Consider the following 21,659-nt stretch of genomic DNA (forward strand, 5'->3'; position numbering starts at 1 on the left):
ATTCACCGCCAGCCAGTTCACGCCGCCGTCGGGCTGAGCTGGCTTCGTTCGAGGCTTTATTTCCCCACAAGCTCCGGATGATGCAGCTTGGCCACCTGCGGGTGCGCCCGCAGCCAGCCCTTCAGGACGTTCGCGCCGTAGGAGGCCAGCATGGGGTTGTCCGGATCGTCGGAGATGCCGCGTGACTGCGCGGCCAGCTCGGCCGGAAGCTGCACCGGATCGATCACCGAATCGAGCCGCGGTGACCAGAAGAACGGAATGGCATAGCGGTCCACGCCCGGGGCCGGTGCCAGGACACGGTGGATGGTGGCGGAGAGGTAGCCCTGGGTGGCCACCTCAAGCATTTCGCCCAGGTTCACCACCAGTGCACCGGGGATGGGTTCCACCGGAAGCCAGGTGTCGGACTCGTGCGGCTTCACTTCCAGGCCGCCCACCGAATCCTGCAGCAGCAGGGTGATGAAGCCATAGTCGGCATGTGCCCCGACGCCCTGAGTGCCGGCTTCCTTGACGACGCCGCCCACATAGTGGATGAGCTTGGCCATCCAGGCCGGGGTGTCCTCGAAGGGTTCCGTGAAGTGGTCCTCGGGCAGTTCCAGGGACACCGCGATGGCGCTGAGCAGTTCCGCGCCGACCCAGCTCATGGCCTCGGCCCAGTCCATGGCGGTGGAACGCAGCTCGGGCAATACGTCGTCCGGGAACTGGTTGGGGCCCTGGACCAGCCAGTAGGGCTGGTCTGCCGGGTACTCTGCCACGGGCGCGCGTTCGGGGCCGAAGTCCACCTGTTCGCGGGCGTCGGGGCGGCCCTTGGTGATTTCGGTGCCGAGCCGGGTGTAGCCGCGGAAGTGCGGGGAATTCCGGTTATCCAGGGCCAGCCGGTCCTCGAGCGGCAGGTCGAAGAACCGCTTGGTGACGTCGAACAGTTCGTCCACCCGTGCCTGGGCGGCGCCGTAGCCAACCAGCTGGAAGAAGCCGATCCGGTGCGTGGCATCGCGCAGCTGATCGATGAAGCCGGAGTTGAAGGAGCCGTCGGCATTGCGTGCCGTGCTCAGGTCCAGGACGGGAATTGACGCGGGAATAGCACTCATATCGGCAAGCTATCACCGCGTCTGTCAAGTCGAAACCAAATGTTACGAAGTGCTATGAATCACGTCGCGGTGTTTCATTCGGGTAGGCGCAGAAGCCGGAATTGGGTGTTCAGCCATGGATGGGATGCAATGGAAACAGACCAAATCGAAAGGGAGCTCCGTGGAGAACGACGCTTTGCGCGACAATACGAACGAGAACTTGTACGACATTCCCCTGACCATGCTCGACGGCACCGAAACCACCTTCGGAGAGCTGTTCCGCGGCAAGGCCGTGCTGGTGGTGAACGTTGCCTCGCGCTGCGGTTTTACCTCCCAGTACGAGGGACTGCAGGCCCTCTACGAAACCTACGAGCGACGGAACTTCACCATCCTCGGCGTGCCCAGCAACTCCTTCGCCGGCCAGGAGCCGGGCACCAATGAAGAGATTGCCGAGTTCTGCTCCCGGAACTTCGGCGTCACCTTCCCGCTGACCGCCAAGACCGATGTCAACGGCCCGAACCGGCACCCGCTCTACGCCGCCCTGACCCGGTTCCATGACGGAGAGCTGGGCGATGACATCGGCTGGAACTTCGAGAAGTTCCTGATCACCGACAGTGGAGAAATTGTGGGCCGTTTCGCGTCCGCCGTCGCTCCCGGGGCGCCGGAAATCCAGGAATCCGTCGAAGCGGTACTGCGCCTGGAGTAGGTCCGGAGGCCGCCGGGGGAGGACTAGACGACGACGGCGTCGTCTTCCGCTTCCCCGGCAGCCATGGCCACCCAGCGCTCGAAGTAGGCAGCGCCGGCGTCGTCGTGGATCAGGGACCCGGCCGTCAGCACGGGATACGGCACGGACGGGACACCGTCGGCCGGCCGCACGTCCACATGCGCGACGTCGTACCCCAGCGCGTGCAGCTCGTCCGCCATGGCGTAATCGGTGCGGGAGTCGCCGACTGTCCGCCAGAGGTGCGGAACCGGCGTGCCGTCCGCTTCGAGCAGGGACAGTGCGCGGCGGGCGCCCAGGTCCTTGCCCACTCCCATGGCTTCAATGTCGGTGGAGATGATGGTGGGATCAATGCGGAAGGCGACGGCACCGCGGGCGTCCGGAATGGCGTGCTCCAAACGGCGGCCGCCCATTCCGGCCAGGGACATCTGCTCCAGCGCATCGGCGTCGAACCGGCGCTGGTCGGTGAGGTAGTCGGAGTTGTCCACCTGCACGTGCTGCTCCACGGAGACCATGGCCAGCTTGGTTTCGTCGAAGAACATGGTCTCGGAGTACTTGGCGGCCACCAGGTCGCGGATGGCCTCGGCATAGTCTCCGGGGACCTTCAATTCCGGGTCCACCTGGGACTGCTCCGGTCCGGTCCCGTCGAAGGAGAACCAGACGGCACCCTTTTCACACACGGCATGCAGCCGCACTCCTTCCGGCAGCCCGGCGGCCATCATCGGCTGCATGACCTGCTCGCGGATGAAGGCATCGGAGCGGCCCGTGTTGAAAATGACCGGCCAGCCAGCGGTTGCCAAGGCAACCAGGTCCCGGATGATGGAGGGGCGGACGCTCCGGGAGACGGGGCTGGCCACGGGGCCGTCGACGTCGAGCAGGAGGCCGATTCGGGGAGCAGAGGTATTCACCTCCCCAGTATCCCGTGTCTGTTGCCCGGACCGCATTTTCGGGGAATCGAAGCCGGTGGAGTGTCCAATCAGGTGTTTTGCGGGCGGCGCGCCCGAGCGTCGCTGTTTCTTTGGATGCGGATGTTCTCTACTCTGTACTAGTGATCTTCAAAGCTGTTGGCGATGTGCGCCCCTACCCCGACCATGGATATGTAACACCTAAGGACTGGGCAGCGGTACCTCCCCGGCAGGTTCGCCTGGATGATCTGGTGACCACGAAGGCCACGCTGGACCTCGGCGCGCTGCTGGCCGAGGATTCCACCTTTTTCGGAGACCTGTTCCCGCACGTCGTCCAATGGAAGGGCACCATGTACCTTGAAGACGGACTGCACCGGGCCGTAAGGACGGCACTGCACCAGCGGACCATACTGCACGCACGCGTGCTGGTCCTCGATGACTAAGGAGCCCCCCGAGGGGCGGCACCGCGGCAATCCCGCGAAGAACGATCCGAGGGAATGGCACGGGCACCGGATTATCACCGGCGGTGATCTCGGCGCGGTGTTCGCACCCACCGACGAGCCGGAGCTGGTCCGGCGCGCGAAACGGCGCCGGCGGCTGCATAATTCGGTGGTCGGGTTTCTGGCTCTGTTCCTGGTCCTGGCGGCGATCCTGGCGCAGGGACTGATTTCGGGGTGGGTGCGGTTGCCAAGCGCAGCACCCAGTACCTCTGCGGGTCCGGTGGACAAATGTCCGGCCGGGCCTTTTCCGTATCTGGACCCCGGTACCGTGACGGTGAATGTGTACAACGCGACGGCGTCGCCGGGCCTGGGTGCCACCGTCGGCAACGCCCTGAACGAGCGCGGCTTCCGGGTGGACCGGGTGGGCAACAGCAGCGTGAACCGCTCCGGCATGACGGCGCTGGTGCTTTCCGGGGCCTCCGGCTTCGCCGCTGCCTACACTTTGCAGCAGCACATTCCCGGCACGGACTACGTCCTGGATGAGCGGACGGACGCCTCCGTTGACGTGGTGATCGGCTCCGGATTCCAGGAACTGCTTCCAGCGGAGCAGGCAGTGGCCGCCGGCCCGGGTGCACTGAGCTGCCCGGGAACTTCGACGCCGGACGGACAATAACCGGGGTGGACCTGCCGCACATCGAAACGCGCGGGCCCCGGCAGACGCCCGGATCTGTCCGGCTGGCAGCGCGGCAGCTGGATTTAGTGGACCTCAGCGCAGCGGACAGCCTGGGAACGGCGGTCCTGGCACGGGCGCAGGGGCTCCACCGCGAGGAGGACCGTCGTCGTTTCCTGGCCGGCAGGCTGGCGGCCCGGTCCCTGGTGGCCGCACACCTGGAGGTGCCGGAGGTGGACGTTACCGCAGTTGCGCACTGTCCGGACTGCGCCCGCGGCAATGACGGAAGCCATGGTGAGCCGCGCTATTTCCTTGCCGGCCAGCTCATCCCGCTGCGGGTCAGTTTCAGCCGTTGCGGGAACTGGCTCGCGGCAGCGCTCGCCGAGACGCGTGTGGGCGTGGACCTGGAGGATGCCGCCGCGCAGGCTTTCTCCGACTCGGCTGTTGAGGACGTGATGGCCACGGGCCCGGAAAAGGCGGCCGTTGCCTCCGTCGCGGTTCCTGATCGCCCCCGGCTGAGGGCGCAGCTGTGGGTTCGCAAGGAAGCACTGCTGAAGGCTTCCGGGCGGGGGCTGCGGGTTGATCCCCGCAGCGTGGAAACGCATTACAGTAGCGAGCTGCCGGAAACGGATGCCGGGGTCACCGGGCTGTGCGCGTACGACGTCGGGCCGGAGCAGTTGGGATTGCCAGCCGCCTTTGTGCTCTCCTATGCCGTGGATGCACGCGAGGTTCAGTAACGCCGCTTCAGTCGCCCCGCTCGGCGGAGGTAGGATCCGAGTGCCGCCGCAGAACGGAGTTGCGGGCGGCCGCGGCACCGTTGGAGACGAAGTTCTCCAGCGGCCCCTGCTTCCCGGCCCGCTGCCACAGGACGGCGAAGACCACAAAGGCGGAGATTTGAAGCCAAAGGGAAACCTGCGGCAGGTCTGCCAGCATTCCGGTGCCGAGGAAAAGCAGATGCGCGCAGTACAGGGTCAGCGTCATCCGCCCCGGAGCGGACAGGACGAACAACGCCTTACCCGCGTAGCGGGCTACGAGCAGCATGGCTCCGAGCACAGCGGCGGCGACCCCGATGGTGTGGAGCAGATCGAACGGCGTGGTGCTGTGCGGAGCCATGATCGACAGCCACCACCAGGACGAGGTGGGAAGGTAGCCCTCTGTGCCCCAGACGAGGATGTCCTGCAGATCACGGGAACCCAGCTCCGGTTCGGAGACAAGCAACCGATCGAATCCGGGGCCGCTGAGCAGCAGCTGTGAGCCGAACCAGGCTGCCGCTGCCAGTGCTGCGCCTGCCCCCAGCAGTCCGAACTGGACACCGGGCCGGTCCAGTTTCATCCTTCCAACGGCCAGTCCTGCGCAGATGTAAGCCAACCAGGGAATGGCGGGATAGGTTCCCGTAAGCAGGAGCTGGCTGATGAAAACGCCGGGTTCCGTCAGCAACGTAGTGAACGTGGGATCGAAACCCGGTGCGGGCAGGGAATCCCGCAGCGCCTGCATCAACACCGGCCCCAGCAGCGCGAATCCTGCCGCGGCCAGGAGCAGGGTCCGGGTCGTTACCCCCAGCAGCGGGACGGCCAGCAGGAACATGGCGCCGTAATAGGCCAGGATGATGAAGACGTCCATTTCCACATAGGCAATGGCCAGGCCAAGGCCCGTAACCAGCCCGGCCCGTGCAGCCACGCTCCAGCGGGCCGCGGTGAGGAAATTTCCCCGCTCCGCCCGCGCCGTCCGGGTGGTGAAGGCCAGCGACACCCCTGCCAGCAGGGCAAAGAGTGCTGCAGCCTTCCCGGCGAACAGCAGCCACGTCAGCGTCGGCTCACTATCTTCGTTTGCCGCCGGCAGGAGATGGATCGCCATCATTCCGAAAAGCGCCAGGCCGCGCGCCGCATCCACTCCGGACAGCCGGGGCCGCGTTGTTGTTGCAGAGGACATGCTGTAGGTCCCGTCGGCAGAATATCTGTTATTCCCCTGTCGAGCGCGGGGTGCACCACACAACCAACGGCTTCTGTTCGTAACCTGTTGGAAACCTAGGTACAGGCTGTGAACCACGTGGGCGTAGTTCTACCTGTGCCCTGGATGCCTGCGGTGACGCGGTTCGCTACGCGTAGCGAACTCAGATCGGGTAGCCGCCCGAGTATCTGCAGGGGAGGGGGAAGTGGTTAAGGCCGTATCGAACGGCCTCCTGCGCGCCTGAGGTACTCGTGTGAATCTGCTGTCATTTTCCTATTGTTCCCTGCATTGATCAGGCCAACGCCTGTCTCAGGTTGTGGTCCCTCGACCACGTCATGCATCAGCAGGGGAGCTGCAGTATATGAACACGCCCGAAAACCCGCAGGATACGGCCGCTGGACCAATGACGCTCCGGCATCCGGCCGCTAGCGGCAGCACAACCGGACCGCCCCTCCCCGGAGAATTGGCGGTACTGAACGGCGGCCCCGCACCGGAGCAGCGGACCCTGGTGGATATCCTCGCCGAAACGGTCTCAGCCTATCCAGGGGCCCCCGCCATCGATGACGGAACCGTGTCCCTGAGCTATGCCGAACTCGAGCTCCAGGTACAAGCGCTCGCAAGGCGGCTGTGGGCGGGCGGCATTGGTGCCGGGGACCGGGTGGGAATCTATGTTCCCTCCGGATCGGTGGACCTGTATGTAGCAATTCTCGGCGTGCTGTACTCCGGAGCCGCTTATGTCCCGGTGGACACGGACGAACCGGCCGGCCGGGCCGAGACGGTGTGGGCCGAAGGCGGAGTCTGCGCGGTTATTGAAGCCGGACTGGAGATGAACCTGCTTCAAGGGGTCCCGAGCGGCGGACACAGCCCGCAGCCGCACCCCGAAGACGATGCATGGATCATCTTCACCTCCGGCTCCACCGGAAAGCCCAAGGGCGTGGCCGTAACCCACCGATCCGCCGCTGCCCTGGTGGATGCCGAATCCTCGCTCTACTGCGTCAGTGCCCCGCTTTCCCCGGGGGACCGGGTCCTGGCCGGGCTCTCCGTGAGCTTTGATGCCTCCTGCGAAGAGATGTGGCTGGCGTGGGCCCATGGTGCCTGTCTGGTCCCGGCACCCCGTTCCGTGGTACGGTCCGGCGCAGATCTGGGTCCCTGGCTGGTGGAACGGAGAATCACTGCCGTTTCCACTGTGCCCACCCTCGCCGCGCACTGGTCCACCGAAACCCTGGACCGTGTCCGGCTGCTGATTTTCGGCGGTGAAGCCTGTCCGGAGGACCTGGTCCGGCGGCTGGCGGCACCCGGGCGGGAGCTCTGGAATACGTATGGTCCAACCGAAACCACGGTTATTGCCTGCGGTGCCATCCTGGACGGAAGGTCTCCGGTTCGGATCGGCCTGCCGCTGAACGGGTGGAAGCTCGCCGTCCTCAACGAAGAAGGGAACCCCGTGCGCTGGGGGGAAGTAGGCGAGCTGGTCATTGGCGGCGTCGGGGTTTCGCGTTACCTGGATCCGACAAAGGACGCCGAGAAATTCACTCCACTGCCGGCTCTCGGATGGGAACGGGCCTACTACAGCGGAGACCACGTCCGCGCCGACCAGGAAGGCCTCGTTTTTGTGGGCCGGGTGGATGAACAGATCAAACTGGGCGGCCGCCGGGTTGAGCTCGGCGAGATTGATGACGCCTTGAGCCGGCTGCCGGGAGTGGCTGCCGCATCGGCCGCAGTCCATTCCACCCTGTCGGGGAACCAGGTGCTGGCGGGATATCTCGTCCCGACTGCCGGGACAACCCTGGACCTTGGCGCCGCGCGGGCACAGCTGGCACAGAACCTGCCGGCATCCATTGTCCCTTCGCTGGGGATAGTTGATGAACTGCCCATGAAGGCCTCGGGAAAGGTGGACCGCAAGGCGCTGCCCTGGCCGTTACCGGCAACGGAAACGCCAACTGACGTCCGGGTGGAACTCAATGCCGACCTGCGTTGGCTTGGTCAGCGGTGGACGGACCTGCTGGGCCCGCTGCCGCTGACGGAGGAGAGCGATTTCTTTGCCCTGGGTGGAGCCAGCCTGGCCGCCGCCCAACTGGTATCGGCACTGCGGGAACGCTACCCGAAGGTTTCGGTGGCCGATATCTATGAGCATCCGACGCTGGGCACGATGTCCGACCATCTCGCTTCCCTGCGCGATTCAACCCTGGATGTCCGTGAAACCCCCGAATCGCCCTGGTGGCTGGGACTGGTCCAGGCACCGCTGATTGCCGCCCTCTACGGAATCACTGGCCTGCGGTACGTTACGGGCATCGCCATCGTCTGCATGGTGATGTTCCATGTGGTGGGCAGCCCCTGGACGCCGGATCCACCGGTGGCCCCCACCCTTGCCGCCTGGTTTGCTTTGTACAGCCTGCCGGCACGGATGGTGGCGGCGGTGGCCTCGTGCAGGCTGCTGCTGCTGGGAATCGGCCCGGGTATCTACCGGCGCGGCGGCAGCACCCACCTGAGGCTGTGGGCAGCTGAACGGATCGTGACGTACTGCAAGCTCGAGCCCATCATGGGATCCCCCCTGGGCACGTGGTACGCCCGCAAGCTGGGCTGCCGGATCGGGGAAGGCGTCCACCTTGATGCCATGCCGCCCGTCACCGGTTTCGCCTCGATAGGGGATCGTTCCTCGATCGAATACGAAGCAGACCTGGCCGGTCACTGGATAGAAGGCGGCCAACTCCACATCGGCACCGTGCAGGTAGGCGAAGACGCACGGATCGGCGCCCGGTCCACCCTGATGGGAGGGGCGAAAGTCGGCCGCGGGGCGGAAACGGAACCGGGAACCCTGGTCTCCGGCGAGATCCCCGCAAACGAGCTCTGGGCAGGATCCCAGATGCGGAAGGTCGGTATTGCGGGGACCGGATGGCCGACGGAAGCGGCACCGGCGACGGAATCCCGCGGAGTACGGCTGCTCTACCCGGCATCCCTCGCCGGCATTGCGGTGCTGAACCTCCTTTCCATAGCGCCGGGATCCGCACTGATGCTGTGGTTGCTGAACGGGGTTACTTCCTTCACCGACGCACTGTGGATCCTGGCGATCTGGGCACCGGTGTTTGTCGTGATGTCCATGGCGACGTTCCTCGCGCTCACTGCAGCCGTAGTCCGCGCGGCTGCCCGCCGCATGCCGGCGGGTATGCACCCTGCGTCCGGCATGGCAGGCTGGGCGTCCTGGCTGAGCAACCTGATGCTCAGCCGGTCCCTGGTCACGATGTATCCGATCTACGCCAGCGTGTTGACGCCGGTATGGATGCGGCTCCTGGGTGCAAAGGTCGGCCGCCACGTGGAAATCTCCACCATGGAAACCGTTCCGCACCTGACGCGGCTGCAGGACCGGACCTTCCTTGCGGACCACTCCATGGTGTCGGCACGGCGCGTGCGCCAGGGGTGGTTGCACCTCGGCCCGTCGAGTGTCGCGGAACAGTCCTTCGTCGGGAACTCGGCGATAGTGGGTCCGGACATCCACGTACGGGAGAATTCCCTGATCGCAGTGCTTTCCTCGGCCCCCAGGGACATGCCGGCGGGTACGTCCTGGTTCGGACGCCCGGCGGTAGAGCTGCCGCGGCCGGTACAGGTGGGGGACACCGCCCGGACCTACGATCCTCCCCGGCGCCTACTCGTTGCCCGCAGCGCCGTCGAAGCCTGCCGGATACTGCCGGCGGTAATCACCGCATGGCTGGCCCTGCTGACGGTCTGGGCACTGGCCGCCCTGTACGACGCGTTCGGCTTCCTCACTGCCCTCCTGTGGTCCGGTCCCGTACTGCTGGTGAGCGGAATCGCGGCGGCGCTCATTGCCGTTGTGGCGAAATGGCTGCTGGTGGGCCGCTTTGAGGCGTCCGAGCATCCGCTGTGGAGTTCGTTTGTCTGGCGGAACGAGCTGGCGGACGTGTTTTCGGAATCCCTGGCCGTTCCCGGACTGGTGCGTATGAGTCTGGGGACCCCCATGCTCAATGCCTGGCTGCGCTGGATGGGTGCACGGATCGGCCGCGGCGTCTGGTGCGAGACCTGGTGGTTGCCGGAGTTCGACCTCATCCGGGTGGGCGACGGCGCGAGCATCAACCGCGGAACGGTCCTGCAGACCCACCTTTTCCATGACCGCATCATGCGGATGGACGAAGTGATGCTGGGCGACGGTTCAACGCTGGGACCCAACAGCATCGTGCTGCCCGGCAGTGCCATTGAAGCGGGCGGCACCGTCGGAGGCTGCTCATTGTTGATGCGCGGGGAGAGCGTCCCCGCCAATAGCGCCTGGTGCGGGAATCCACTGGCCCATTGGGGCCAGAGCCGTCCAACACAGCGGCGTGCACGGCACCGCAAGTCGATTGAGTATGTAGGAGCAGGGTTATGAGTACATCTGCGGGAAATACAAGGACAACCGACGTCTCCCGGCGGTTCGGCACAGTGCTTACCGCCATGGTCACGCCCATGGATGAGCGCGGCCAACTGGACCAGTCCGGCGCCGAAGAACTGGCCCGGTGGCTGCTTCGGACCGGCTGGAACGACTCAGTGGTGGTCAACGGCACCACCGGTGAGTCCTTCGCTACCTCGGATTGGGAAAAAGCGTCCATGATCCATTCGGTCAAGCGGGTCACCGCGGGGACCCAGCGGCGGGTCATCGCGGGGGTGGGCTCCACGGATACCCGGCACAGCATCGAGCTGGCCCGTGCTGCAGCTGAGCAGAAGGCAGACGGCCTGCTGGTGGTTGCCCCCTACTATTCACGCCCCACGCAGAAGGGCCTGCTGCGCCACTTCGAAGCCATTGCCGACAGCACCGACCTGCCGGTGATGCTGTACGACATCCCGGCCCGCACCGGCGTCGCAATCGCACCCGAAACCCTGGTGGCGGCCAGCCGTCATCCAAATATCGTTGCGGTAAAAGACGCCAAGGGCGATCTCGTATCTTCTTCCTGGGTTATGAAGCACAGCGAGCTGGTCTACTACTCGGGGGACGACGCCTTGAACCTACCGCTGCTGTCCATAGGCGCCGTCGGCGTCGTTTCCGTGGTCGGCCATGTTGCCGCAAACCAGCTGCGTGCCTTGACCCTCGCGTACCGGCAGGGCCGGGTCGACGATGCACTGCGGATTCACCGGGACCTGCTGCCGGTCTACACCGGGATGTTCAGGTGCCCAGGTGCAGCCTCGGCGAAGGCCGCGCTTCGGACGCTGGGGCTGCCCTCCGGCCCCGTCCGGGGACCGCTTACCGACCTGAGCGAAGAAGAGACCGCACTGCTCGTGGCTGACCTCATTGCAGCGGGATTGCAGACTACGCTTGCGCACCGGCCTCAAGTCCCTGAAGCTCTGGCACGGGCGTACTGAGCAAAAAGGGGAAATCATGAGCGGGTTGGGTCAGGCAGACCTGGGTAAACGGCGGGTCACGGGCATCGACGCTGCCCGGGGAGCGGCGCTGATTGCCATGATGGCAATTCACATCCTGCCCGCCTGGAACGAGGACTTCGAACCCACGCTCACGTGGCTATTGTTCGCCGGCAAGGGGGCAGCGCTATTTGCAGTGCTTGCCGGGATATCCCTGGCCTTTATGTCAGGGGGGATGTACCCGCCGCGGGGGCGGACGATGACTGCGGTCCGTTATGGACTTGCCGTGCGTGCCGGCCTCATCACCATCATCGGGTTGTTTCTCGGCTACCTTGCGATCAATGCCCAGGTGATCCTCGTCTATTACGGCGTGATGTTCCTGCTCGCGCTCCCACTGCTTCGGCTTCGTGTGCGGACCCTGTTGATTCTTGCGGCCGGTATCGCTGCCGCCGCGCCCGTCCTGATGCAGGCCACCAGGGACTCGCTGCCGGATATGAACGGGGTGGAACCCAACTTCTCCACCCTCCTTGAAACACCCGGCGCCGTCATTGGCCAGGTACTTCTCTCCGGTACGTATCCGGCACTGCCCTGGATGGCGTACGTCTGCGTGGGATTGGCTGTCGGCCGGCTGGATCTGGCCGAGCGAAAGGTGCAGATCCGGCTGCTGGTTACCGGCGTTGGCCTGGTCATTGCAACTGCAGTCCTTTCCGCCCTCCTCCTTGGCCCCTTCGGCGGGAGGCAACAGCTGGTGGACGCTACGTCGGTGTGGTCTTCCACCCCTGAGGTGACGGTTGAGGAAATCATCGTCTGGGGTCCGGACCCTGTCCTGCCTTCGGATTCATGGTGGTGGCTGGCGTCCTTGAGCCCCTACTCCAGTACGCCGCTGGTACTGGTCAACACCATCGGGACCTCGGTGGCGTTCCTGGCGATACTTCTGCTGATAGGCGGTGCCGGTGCTGGGCTCCTGCGGCCCTTTGCCCTGCTGGGAAAGATGACGCTGACGCTGTACTCGCTGCACCTGATCCTCCTGGCCGCCGGACTGCTGGCGGACCGTCCGCCGCTGGAAATGATTCTCCAATTGATCGTCATTGGGATCTTCGCTTCTGTCTGGCAGCGGTACAAGACGCAGGGGCCACTGGAAAAGGGAGTTGCGGAAGCCTCCAAATGGGTGCGCAGCAAATACCTCAAGAGCACCGGCGACATGCGTAACACCCCGCAGTCCCCAGCGACGGCTGACCCCCCTCCCCCTCCCGCGCCGCCGGATAGAGGGCATAGCGAGCGGCCCTCGGATACGCCGTCGCCCCGGCGCCAGGCAGCGCAGGCCGAAGGCCGGCACCGTGGCCGGCACCGTTCCCGTCAGCGCAGTTGATGTTGTTGACTCTTGCACGCCGCCTCGGTCTTGCGGCAACTACGGCGCTGCTCACCGCCCTTTTGCTGCCTCCGGTGTCCGCCGCCGGCGCGCAGCAGGAGCATGATCCATGTGCACGGCTCAACGCTGGGGAAGTCCGCTACTCCGTGCGCGAGGCTAAGCGCGTGACGTTCGCAACGGCCGAAAAATACGGGGCTGCGGAAACCCGACTCACCGGCTGCGTTTTTGAGGACGGCGCCTATGTGCAGGAATGGCAGTCCTGGGGATTCAGCGGGCGCAACGGGTTCGCACCCCCGGGCAGCATGTGGGAAAACACCTTGTATTCACCCACGGGATCCTTCAGCTTCACCGAGGCACTCGGACGCAGCAACCCGGGCACCCAGCTGGAATACCACGAGCTGAATCCCTCCTCCAGATGGGGCGGTGAGCATGGGGCGACCTACAACCAGTACTTCGAAGGGGAAGGCGCAGGAGCGGACGAGAACCTTTGGCGGTACATGGAGCAGGGACTCTATGAGCAGGCGGCAGTTATTAACTGGAACCGGCCGCCGGATATGCCAACCAGGCAGGGCGCTTCCTTCGCCATCTTTTTCCATGCCGGCTACGCACCCACCTGGGGTTGCATTTCCACCGATCTGGCCACGGTTACCCGGCTGCTGCGCAAGGCCGTGCCGGGCGACCGCATTGTTATGGGGACTGTGGAGGACGTCTTCACGGCGTCTGCCGCTGCTTCCGAGGCAACCGCCGCTGTGGCTCGGGCAGAGGAGAAAGCGGCGGCAGTCCAAAAGAGGCTGGACACGCTGACTACCGGGCTGTTGACCTTCGGGGTGCTGTCCGTCCTGGGGCTGCTGATCCGGCTGGCCTTTCGACGAGCAGGGAGCCCGGGAAAGCCGCGGGCCGCCCGGCGCCGCGCTGACTCGTCTCCTAAGCCGCCGGCTCCGGAACCGCAGGCTGCCGCGAGACCAAGAGCCCACACGGGCTGGTCCCCGGCGGAAATTACCTCGGCAGATCCTTCCCCTCCGTTCGAGAAGCAGCCGGACAGCGAACGGATAGGGACACCGCGGGAGGACGTTTCTTCACGCAACCGCTGATGCGTATGCGCTGTCGCATAGAATTTGAGCGTGAACCAAACACCTGCCGGCGACGGGACGGACCGGATGGCTCCCGACGCGACGGACGAGGGCAGGATGCTGTACGAGGAACGGCTGACCTTCCTGCCCGGGTTGTGGATGCCCCCGGCACCCGCCTGGGAGGATCTGTCTGAGGCGGACCGGAACCGGTGGCGGAAGTACGCCGGGAATCCCGAAAGCGGCGTCTAAGCCGGTTTCGGAAGCTACCCGTGGCGGAATCGCGCAGCCGTGTCAGGATGTCCGCCATGTGGCAGACCGGACATCAGCACCAACATCGGAACCAACCGCCCGACCCTTATACGCCCACCTCCGGTTCCCCGGACCTTAGCGTCAACGAGTATGACCTGACCCTGGATTACGACGTCGGGCCTAACCGGCTAAAGGGCCAGGCGAGCCTTACGGGCACTGTCCGAACCGGCGTCGAACAGCTCATCCTGGACCTGGACCGGCAGCTGCGGGTGGACGAAGTCCTGCTTTGGTCCGACGGAAGCCCTGCGGCCGTCCGCTCTTTCCGGCACCGCCGCGGCAAGCTGGAGGTGACACCAAACCGGGTGTTGGACGCCGGTGCCGCCTTTCGGCTGAGCATCCGGTACAGGGGCCGGCCGCGCGCCGGCAACGGTCTCTGGGGCGACATCGGCTGGGAAGAACTGACCGACGGGGTCCTCGTTGCCGGACAGCCCACCGGGGCGCCGTCGTGGTTTCCGTGTAATGACGTCCCGGCCGACAAGGCCAGTTACCGGCTCAGCGTGACGGTGGAATCCGGCTACCGGGTGACCTGCAACGGCCGGCTGGTCTCCCGGGAAGACCGCGGAGGCCGGGAGACCTGGGTATACGAACAGCCCGAGCCCATGTCCACGTACCTGGCGACGGTCCAGATCGGCCGCTACGAGTACCTCGACCTGCCCGGTGACACGGTACCGCAGTCCCTTGTTTCACCCCCGTCCCTGGTCAGCCGTGCCCAGTCTGCATTGACCAGGCAGGACGCCATGATGAACCTGTTTACCGACCGGTTCGGGCCCTATCCTTTCGGCCGGTACACCGTGGTGGTGGCCGATGACGGGCTGGAGATCCCTTTGGAGGCGCAGTCGCTGTCCGTTTTCGGACGCAACCACCTCGGGTCGGGAGCGGCATCGTTAGTAGCGCATGAACTCGCGCATCAGTGGTTCGGCAACTCGGTCACCGCGGCTAACTGGCGCGATATCTGGCTGCACGAGGGCTTCGCGACCTACGCGGAGTGGATTTGGGCCGAAGCGGCCGACGGTGCGGGCAGCGACGCGAGGGCGGAGGAGGACCTGGCGTGGCTTCAGCAGCAGCGGCAGGACCTGCAGCTGGCCGATCCCGGCCCGGAGTCCATGTTCGACGAGCGGGTCTACCGGCGCGGGGCGTTGGCGCTGCACGTCCTGCGGCGCAGCGCCGGAGACGGAGCCTTTTTCGGCCTGTTGCAGGAGTGGACGCAGAAGTACCGGCACAGTTGTGCCGGTACCCGCGACTTCCTGGACCTGGCCGACAAGGTCTATGCTGCCGCCGGCATCTCGGTCTCCGGGCTGTTGGAACCGTGGCTGTTTGAGTCCGCGGTTCCAGCCGTTCGTTTCAGTGCCTAGCAGCCATCGGGGCCGCAGGCGGGTCCGTCTGCTGACACCGGTGTCAGGTTCACCAGCGGATGGGACTCCTGCCAGGCCTGTTCCAGGGCCGAGGAGAACAGGTCGGCAGGCTGCGCGCCGGAAATGCCGTACTTGTCATCCAGCACAAAGAACGGAACTCCGCTGATCCCGAGCGACCGCGCCTGCGCAATGTCGGCGCGAACGGCGTCCGCGTATTCGTCAGTGGCCAGCATGTCCTTCACCCGGTCGGCATCCAGGCCGATCCGGGTACCGATCTCCACCAGATCATCCGCAGCACCGATATCCCTGCCCTTTTCGAAATGGGCCGAAAGCAGCGCTTCCTTGGCGGCGTCGGCACCTTGCAGCCCACCTTCGGCCTTGGCCAGGTGGATCAGGCGGTGGGCGGAGAAGCTGTTGGCCACCACCAGGGAATCGTAGTCGTAGGACAGTCCCTCGCCGGCGGCCTGGACGGTTACCTGGTCCAGCATGCCGGCGAGCTGTTCGGGGTCGATCCCCTTGCGCTCGCTCAGGTACTCAACCTCCGTGCCGTCAAAGTGTTCGGGCAGGGACGGGTCCAGCTGGAAGCTGTGCCAGTGGACCTCTACCTCGTCCCGGTGCGGAAAACGGGCCAGGGCGGTCTCGAAGCGGCGCTTTCCGATGTAGCACCACGGGCAGGCAATGTCGGACCAGATATCAATCTTCATACAGGGTGCAACGCAGAAAGGACCGGAAGCCATTCCCGCGGGGGATGCGGTAATGACTCCCGGTCCTTGCCCCGGCGGATACTGAAGCGGTATCCGCCCCGCCGCCCCCAAGCGGCTATGCCGTAGCCAGCTCCTGCGATTCATGCAGGAAGCGGGCGTAGGCAGGCACGGTGAGGAAGGTGGGGAAATGCTCCCCGCAGGCAACTTCCTCAAAGAGTTCACGGGCGTCGTGGAAGCGGTCGCCGTCGAAGCGCTGCAGGCGGGCGAACTCTTCGTCGAGCAGCTCCTCCACCCACTGGTGCGTCACAACGTCCCCCTCAATGGTCACGGCCGAGCAGTGGATCCACTGCCAGATCTGCGAGCGTGAGATTTCCGCCGTGGCGGCGTCTTCCATCAGGTTGTTGATGGCGGCCGCACCGTTGCCGCGCAGCCAGGACTCGATGTAGCGGATGCCCACCTCGATGTTGCTGCGGATTCCGGCCTCGGTGATGACCCCGGGTGTGGAGGCGATGTCCAGCAATGCCTTGTCACTGGGCACTACGTCCTCACGGGTCTTCTCCAGCTGGTTGGGACGGTCGCCGAGCACGCCGTCGAACACCTCCATGGCCACGGGCACCAGATCCGGGTGCGCCACCCAGGAACCGTCAAACCCGTCGGCGGCCTCGCGGGTCTTGTCGGCACGCACCTTCTCCATGGCGACGTCGTTGGCTGCGGCATCCTTGCGGTTCGGGATGAAGGCGGCCATGCCGCCGATGGCGTGGGCGCCGCGGCGGTGGCAGGCACGGACCAGCTGCTCGGTGTAGGCACGCATGAACGGCGCCGTCATGGTCACCAGGTTCCGGTCCGGCAGCACGAACCGAGGGCCGCGGGTGCGGAAGTTCTTGATGACCGAGAAGATGTAGTCCCAGCGGCCCGCGTTCAGGCCGGCGGCGTGGTCCCGCAGTTCGTAGAGGATTTCCTCCATCTCGAAGGCTGCGGTGATGGTTTCGATCAGGACCGTGGCGCGGATGGTTCCCTGCGGGATGCCGAGCAGGTCCTGGGCCAGGACAAAGATGTCGTTCCAGAGCCGGGCCTCGAGGTGGTTTTCAATCTTCGGCAGGTAGAAGTAGGGGCCGCGGCCCTGGGAGATCAGGCGCTGGGCGTTGTGGAAGAAGTACAGGCCGAAATCCACGAGTCCGCCGGCGATCGGGGTGTTGTCCACCAGCATGTGCTTTTCCGGCAGGTGCCAGCCGCGGGGACGGACCACGATGGTGGGCAGCTCGGTGAGCGAGGCACCCTGCACCCGGTACTCCTTGCCCTCCGGGGAGGTGAAGTCGATGCGGCGGTCCAGCGCGTCGCGCAGGTTCAGCTGACCGTTGATGACGTTGGCCCACGACGGCGTGGAGGAGTCCTCCATGTCTGCCAGCCAGACCTTGGCACCGGAGTTCAGCGCATTGATGGTCATCTTCCGGTCCACCGGGCCGGTGATTTCCACGCGCCGGTCTTCCAGCCCGGGAGCCGTGGGGGCCACCCGCCAGGAGTCGTCTTCGCGGATGTTCCGGGTTTCGGGCAGGAAGGCGGGGTCGGTGCCGTTGGAGATCTGCTGGCGGCGGGCCTGGCGTTGCTGAAGGAGTTCCTGCCGGCGGGAGGCCGTGGCCCGGTGCAGCGCCTTGACGAAGTCCAACGCCTGCGGGGTAAGGATTTCCTCCTGCCGCCGCACTGCGGGAGCGGTGAGGGAAATACCGTTCAGGGTGATCGGGTCATTCATGGCGTTCTCCTTGTGGTCTTTCAAAACTGTGGCGGTGTAGCCGCGGGGGCGCCGCTGCGGATGCAGCCGGCGCCCCCGCAGGACCGGGGTTTAGTGGAACTGTGAGGACTCCGTGGAGCCGGCCAGGGCCAGGGTGCTGCCTTCGGGGTTCAGTGCGGTGGCGATGGCGTCGAAGTATCCGGTGCCCACCTCGCGCTGGTGCTTGGTGGCGGTGTAGCCGCGGGACTCGGAGCCGAACTCCTTCTCCTGCAGTTCCACATAGGCGCTCATTCCGGAGCGGGCGTAGCCGTGGGCCAGATCGAACATGGAGTAGTTCAGGGCGTGGAAGCCGGCCAGGGTGATGAACTGGAACTTGAAGCCCATGGCACCGAGTTCACGCTGGAACTTGGCGATGGTCTCGTCATCCAGGTGCTTCTTCCAGTTGAAGGACGGCGAGCAGTTGTAGGCCAGCATCTGGTCGGGGAATTCGGACCGGACCGATTCGGCGAACTTGCGGGCCATTTCCAGGTCCGGCGTGCCGGTTTCCATCCAGATGAGGTCCGAGTACGGGGCGTAGGCCTTGGCCCGGGCAATGCAGGGCTCAATGCCGTTGCGGACCTTGTAGAAGCCTTCGGCGGTGCGCTCGCCCGTAATGAACTCCTGGTCCCGCTCGTCGACGTCGGAAGTGATCAGCGTGGCTGCCTCGGCATCGGTGCGGGCGATGACCACAGTGGGCGTGCCGGCGACGTCGGCCGCGAGGCGGGCGGCGTTCAGGGTGCGGATGTGCTGCCCGGTGGGGATGAGGACCTTGCCGCCGAGGTGGCCGCACTTCTTCTCCGAAGCGAGCTGGTCTTCCCAGTGAACGCCCGAGGCGCCGGAGGTGATCATGGCCTTCATGAGTTCGTAGGCGTTCAGCGGGCCGCCGAAGCCGGCCTCGGCGTCGGCCACGATCGGCACCAGGTAGTCCTCGACGCTCTGAATGCCTTCGGCGAACTCGATCTGGTCTGCGCGCAGCAGGGCGTTGTTGATGCGGCGGACCACTGTCGGAACCGAGTTGGCCGGGTACAGGGACTGGTCCGGGTAGGTGTGTCCGGAGTTGTTGGCGTCGGCGGCTACCTGCCAGCCGGAGAGGTAAATGGCCTTCAGGCCGGCCTTGACCTGCTGCACGGCCTGGTTGCCGGTGAGGGCGCCGAGGGCGTTGGTGTAGCCCTCATCGCCGGCGTTGCGCAGCTGGTCCCAGAGCTTTTCGGCACCACGACGGGCCAGCGTGTGCTCTTCCTGTACGCGGCCGCGCAACTTCACGACGTCGTCGGCGGTGTAGTCACGCTCGATGCCGTCCCAGCGCGGGTTGGTCTCCCAGTCGGACGTGAGCTGTTCTGCGGTGGGGGTGGTGTTCTGGTCCTGGCTCATTGCAAATCTCCTTGGAGTTCATCCGTGCGTTCCGGTCCGCTTCAAACCGGAATTTCGTGCTGTGAACTAAGCCTGCGCCAATAACAACCCCTCTTCTAGGGTTTATCTCTGGCAAGAAAGGCAGTTCTTCGCGTATCGTGAAAAATGTGACGCCTACTACATGGAATCGGCCCGCTCCGGACTCCCGCAAGGGCGGATCGGGGCCCGACGCCGACCGCACCTTGGACGTAATCAGCCTTGGCCGCCGGGTCCGGCATCTGCGCAAGGCCAAGGGCATGACGCTCGATGATCTGGGGGCCGCCGTCGGAACGGTGGCATCCCAGCTGTCCCTGATCGAGAACGGAAAGCGTGAACCGAAACTCGGCATGATGCAGGCACTGGCGGCTGCGCTGGATGTCAGCATTGACTCCCTGCTGGGCGCGGAGCCGCCGAGCCGGCGTGCGGCGCTGGAAATCGAACTCGAGCGGGCGCAGCGCGGACCCCTTTATGCCTCCCTTGGCCTGCCGAAGGTGCGGATCGGATCGCGGCTGCCGATCGACGTCCTCGAGTCCCTGGTGGGACTGCAGGCCGAACTGGAACGCCGGCTCAACGAGCAGGTAGCCACCCCGGAGGAAGCGCGCCGGGCCAACGGCGAGCTGCGGGCCATGATGCGGGAGCGCAACAACTATTTCCCCGAATACGAGGCCGAAGCACAGAAGGTGCTGGATTCGGTGGGGCACACGTCCGGTCCGTTGTCCCAGCATGTGATCGCCGATATTGCCGCACACCTGGGCTTCAGCCTGCATCATGTGAACGATCTTCCGCACTCCACCCGGTCCGTCACCGACCTGAAGAACCGGCGCATTTACCTGACCCAGTCACAGCGTTCGGACCACGATCCGCGTTCGGTGCTGCTGCAGGCGCTGGGCCACTTCGTGCTCCAGCACCAGACGCCGAGAAGCTACGGCGAGTTCCTGGGCCAGCGGGTGGCCACGAACTACTTTGCCGCTGCGCTGCTGCTGCCGGAAAAGGCCACCGTGGAGTTCCTGCAGGGGGCCAAGGCCGCCAAGGAGATTGCAGTAGAGGACATCCGCGACGCCTTTGCGGTCTCCTATGAAACGGCCGCGCACCGGTTCACCAACCTGGCCACTGAACATTTGGGCATTCCCACCCACTTCCAGAAGGTGCACGAGAGCGGCATTGTCTACAAGGCCTACGAGAACGACGGCGTGACGTTTCCTGCCGACCACACCGGCGCCATCGAGGGCCAGCCGATCTGCCGGTACTGGACGTCACGGGAAGTGTTTTCCGTGCCCGACCAGTTCAGTGCGTTCAACCAGTACACCGACACTCCGGCCGGCACCTACTGGTGCACGGCCCGGATTGAGCGCGGTTCGGCGGGCAAGTTCTCGCTCAGCATCGGCGTGCCGTACCAGCACGTGAAGTGGTTCCGGGGCCGGGACACCACCGAGCGGTCCAAATCCCGCTGCCCGGATCCGGACTGCTGCCGTACCCCTCCCGGCGAGCTGGCCTCCGAGTGGTCCGGGTATGCCTGGCCGAGTGCCCGGGCGCACTCGCACCTGCTGGCGGCCCTGCCGCCCGGTGCGTTCCCCGGGGTGGACGAGACCGAGGTGTACTCGTTCCTGCAGGCGCATTCGGGAACCTGACGCGAACCGGGTTCCGCAGCTAGGGTGAGGGCATGCCTGAGATGCCCGAAGTGCAGGGACTGGTTGATTACCTGCGGTTAAAGCTGCTCCCGCCCGATGCACCCGCCGCCGTCATAGCCGACGTCGAAGTGCTGTCTTTTCCCGTGCTGAAGACCGCGGCGGTGCCCTTGGAGGAGCTGTACGCGGGGCCGGTGTCCGACGTCGTACGCCGGGGGAAGTTCCTGGTGGTCACCGCCGGGGGAGTGCATTTGGTGATGCACTTGGCCAAGGCCGGCTGGCTGCGCTGGTCCGATGGACTGAAGCCGGGGCGGCTGCGTCCGGGCCGGGGACCGATGGCCCTGCGGGTGCGGCTTGCTGCCTCCGGTGACGCCGCGGCTGAGCCCGGCTTTGACCTCACCGAAGCCGGAACCCGGAAGTCGCTGGCGGTCTACGTTGTCCGGGACCTCGCCGACGTTCCGGGGGTTGCCCGGCTGGGTCCCGAAGCGCTCGACGTCGACGCGGCGGCTTTTGGCGAGCTGGTGGCCTCCCATCACGGCCAGATCAAGGGTTTGCTGCGGGACCAGTCGGTGATCGCGGGGATCGGCAATGCCTACAGCGACGAAATCCTGCATGCGGCACATCTGTCTCCGTTTGCCATCGGAGCCAGGCTCCGTCCGGATGAAGTGCAGCGGCTGTTCGACGCGATGGGCGCCGTCCTGGATTCGGCGATCGCCAATGCCTCCGGACGTCCGGCAGCGGAGCTGAAGGACTCCAAACGGCTGGCCATGCGGGTGCATGCGCGGAGCGGCGAGCCCTGCCCGGTGTGCGGGGACACGGTCCGCGAGGTGGCCTTCGCGGATTCCTCGCTGCAGTACTGCCCCACCTGCCAGACCGGCGGCAAGCTGCTGGCGGACCGGAGGATGTCCCGGCTGCTGAAGTAGGCACGGGAAGACTCCGAAACAAAGAGCAGCGGGCCCCGGATGGTCTCCGGAGCCCGCTGCTCTATTGGC

18 protein-coding genes are annotated in these 21,659 nt (G+C 65.5%); 12 read left to right on the top strand and 6 right to left on the bottom strand.

Translation table 11 applies throughout. The features are described 5' to 3' along the window. Positions 1-56 precede the first annotated feature (56 nt). Positions 57-1,085, bottom strand: a complete 1,029-nt coding sequence (locus LOC60_RS12780; RefSeq protein WP_230025750.1) for an isopenicillin N synthase family dioxygenase — start codon at positions 1,083-1,085, stop codon at positions 57-59. 160 nt (positions 1,086-1,245) lie between these two features. Between LOC60_RS12780 and LOC60_RS12785 the strand changes: the two genes are divergently transcribed. Next, positions 1,246-1,770 carry a glutathione peroxidase gene (locus LOC60_RS12785; protein WP_331460816.1) on the top strand — a complete coding sequence of 175 codons (525 nt, stop codon included), beginning with the start codon at positions 1,246-1,248 and terminating at the stop codon, positions 1,768-1,770. A gap of 23 nt (positions 1,771-1,793) precedes the next feature. On the opposite strand, the gene LOC60_RS12790 is transcribed toward LOC60_RS12785, so the two are convergent. Further along, positions 1,794-2,729 (bottom strand): hypothetical protein, encoded by a 936-nt coding sequence (locus tag LOC60_RS12790; RefSeq protein WP_230025752.1) that lies wholly within the window; start codon positions 2,727-2,729, stop codon positions 1,794-1,796. A 104-nt stretch (positions 2,730-2,833) separates the two neighbouring features. Between LOC60_RS12790 and LOC60_RS12795 the strand changes: the two genes are divergently transcribed. The 3 genes from LOC60_RS12795 to LOC60_RS16225 are packed head-to-tail and all read left to right on the top strand — an operon-like array spanning position 2,834 to position 4,537. Then, positions 2,834-3,133 (top strand): type II toxin-antitoxin system VapB family antitoxin, encoded by a 300-nt coding sequence (locus tag LOC60_RS12795; RefSeq protein WP_230025753.1) that lies wholly within the window; start codon positions 2,834-2,836, stop codon positions 3,131-3,133. Then, on the top strand, positions 3,126-3,803 hold the full coding sequence (locus LOC60_RS12800; protein WP_230025754.1) for a LytR C-terminal domain-containing protein: 678 nt from the start codon (positions 3,126-3,128) through the stop codon (positions 3,801-3,803). Before LOC60_RS12795 ends, LOC60_RS12800 begins: the two co-directional genes overlap by 8 nt. 5 nt (positions 3,804-3,808) lie before the next feature. Further along, positions 3,809-4,537: a 4'-phosphopantetheinyl transferase family protein gene (locus LOC60_RS16225; RefSeq protein WP_331460817.1), complete on the top strand. Its 729-nt coding sequence runs from the start codon at positions 3,809-3,811 to the stop codon at positions 4,535-4,537. Between the two features lie 7 nt (positions 4,538-4,544). Here LOC60_RS16225 and LOC60_RS12810 read toward each other — a convergent pair whose 3' ends face one another. After that, on the bottom strand, positions 4,545-5,729 hold the full coding sequence (locus LOC60_RS12810; RefSeq protein ID WP_230025755.1) for a heparan-alpha-glucosaminide N-acetyltransferase domain-containing protein: 1,185 nt from the start codon (positions 5,727-5,729) through the stop codon (positions 4,545-4,547). A 421-nt stretch (positions 5,730-6,150) separates the two neighbouring features. On the opposite strand from LOC60_RS12810, the gene LOC60_RS12815 reads away from it, so the two are divergent. From LOC60_RS12815 to LOC60_RS12840, 6 genes are all read left to right on the top strand, one after another. After that, positions 6,151-10,119, top strand: a complete 3,969-nt coding sequence (locus LOC60_RS12815) for a Pls/PosA family non-ribosomal peptide synthetase (RefSeq protein ID WP_230025861.1) — start codon at positions 6,151-6,153, stop codon at positions 10,117-10,119. Then, complete coding sequence (dapA, locus tag LOC60_RS12820; RefSeq protein ID WP_230025756.1) at positions 10,116-11,087, top strand: 4-hydroxy-tetrahydrodipicolinate synthase; 972 nt, start codon at positions 10,116-10,118, stop codon at positions 11,085-11,087. Before LOC60_RS12815 ends, dapA begins: the two co-directional genes overlap by 4 nt. Before the next feature lie 16 nt (positions 11,088-11,103). Next, entirely contained in the window at positions 11,104-12,453 is a 1,350-nt protein-coding gene (locus LOC60_RS12825) for a heparan-alpha-glucosaminide N-acetyltransferase domain-containing protein (RefSeq protein WP_230025757.1), read from the top strand. A gap of 164 nt (positions 12,454-12,617) precedes the next feature. Continuing rightward, positions 12,618-13,544, top strand: coding sequence for a hypothetical protein (locus LOC60_RS12830; RefSeq protein WP_230025759.1), 927 nt, complete (start codon positions 12,618-12,620; stop codon positions 13,542-13,544). A gap of 30 nt (positions 13,545-13,574) precedes the next feature. Further along, positions 13,575-13,772: a hypothetical protein gene (locus LOC60_RS12835; protein ID WP_230025760.1), complete on the top strand. Its 198-nt coding sequence runs from the start codon at positions 13,575-13,577 to the stop codon at positions 13,770-13,772. A 56-nt stretch (positions 13,773-13,828) separates the two neighbouring features. Then, on the top strand, positions 13,829-15,184 hold the full coding sequence (locus LOC60_RS12840; protein WP_230025761.1) for a M1 family metallopeptidase: 1,356 nt from the start codon (positions 13,829-13,831) through the stop codon (positions 15,182-15,184). Here LOC60_RS12840 and LOC60_RS12845 read toward each other — a convergent pair. From LOC60_RS12845 to aceA, 3 genes are all read right to left on the bottom strand, one after another. After that, positions 15,181-15,888, bottom strand: a complete 708-nt coding sequence (locus tag LOC60_RS12845) for a DsbA family oxidoreductase (RefSeq protein ID WP_230025762.1) — start codon at positions 15,886-15,888, stop codon at positions 15,181-15,183. The genes LOC60_RS12840 and LOC60_RS12845 overlap by 4 nt on opposite strands. A 115-nt stretch (positions 15,889-16,003) precedes the next feature. Continuing rightward, a complete protein-coding gene (aceB, locus tag LOC60_RS12850) occupies positions 16,004-17,635 on the bottom strand; it encodes a malate synthase A (protein ID WP_230025763.1) in 1,632 nt (543 codons plus the stop codon). Between the two features lie 90 nt (positions 17,636-17,725). Beyond that, entirely contained in the window at positions 17,726-19,024 is a 1,299-nt protein-coding gene (gene aceA / locus LOC60_RS12855) for an isocitrate lyase (protein ID WP_230025764.1), read from the bottom strand. Between the two features lie 146 nt (positions 19,025-19,170). Between aceA and LOC60_RS12860 the strand changes: the two genes are divergently transcribed. Both LOC60_RS12860 and LOC60_RS12865 read left to right on the top strand, forming a co-directional pair. Continuing rightward, the gene (locus tag LOC60_RS12860; RefSeq protein WP_331460819.1) at positions 19,171-20,670 is read left to right on the top strand and encodes a helix-turn-helix domain-containing protein; all 1,500 of its coding nucleotides are present in this window, start codon (positions 19,171-19,173) and stop codon (positions 20,668-20,670) included. Between the two features lie 32 nt (positions 20,671-20,702). Next, positions 20,703-21,590, top strand: coding sequence for a DNA-formamidopyrimidine glycosylase family protein (locus LOC60_RS12865; protein ID WP_230025768.1), 888 nt, complete (start codon positions 20,703-20,705; stop codon positions 21,588-21,590). Positions 21,591-21,659 lie beyond the last annotated feature (69 nt).

Origin of the sequence: Arthrobacter sp. zg-Y769 (assembly GCF_020907405.1) — a bacterium.
In the GTDB taxonomy this organism is placed as follows: Bacteria; Actinomycetota; Actinomycetes; order Actinomycetales; family Micrococcaceae; genus Arthrobacter_B.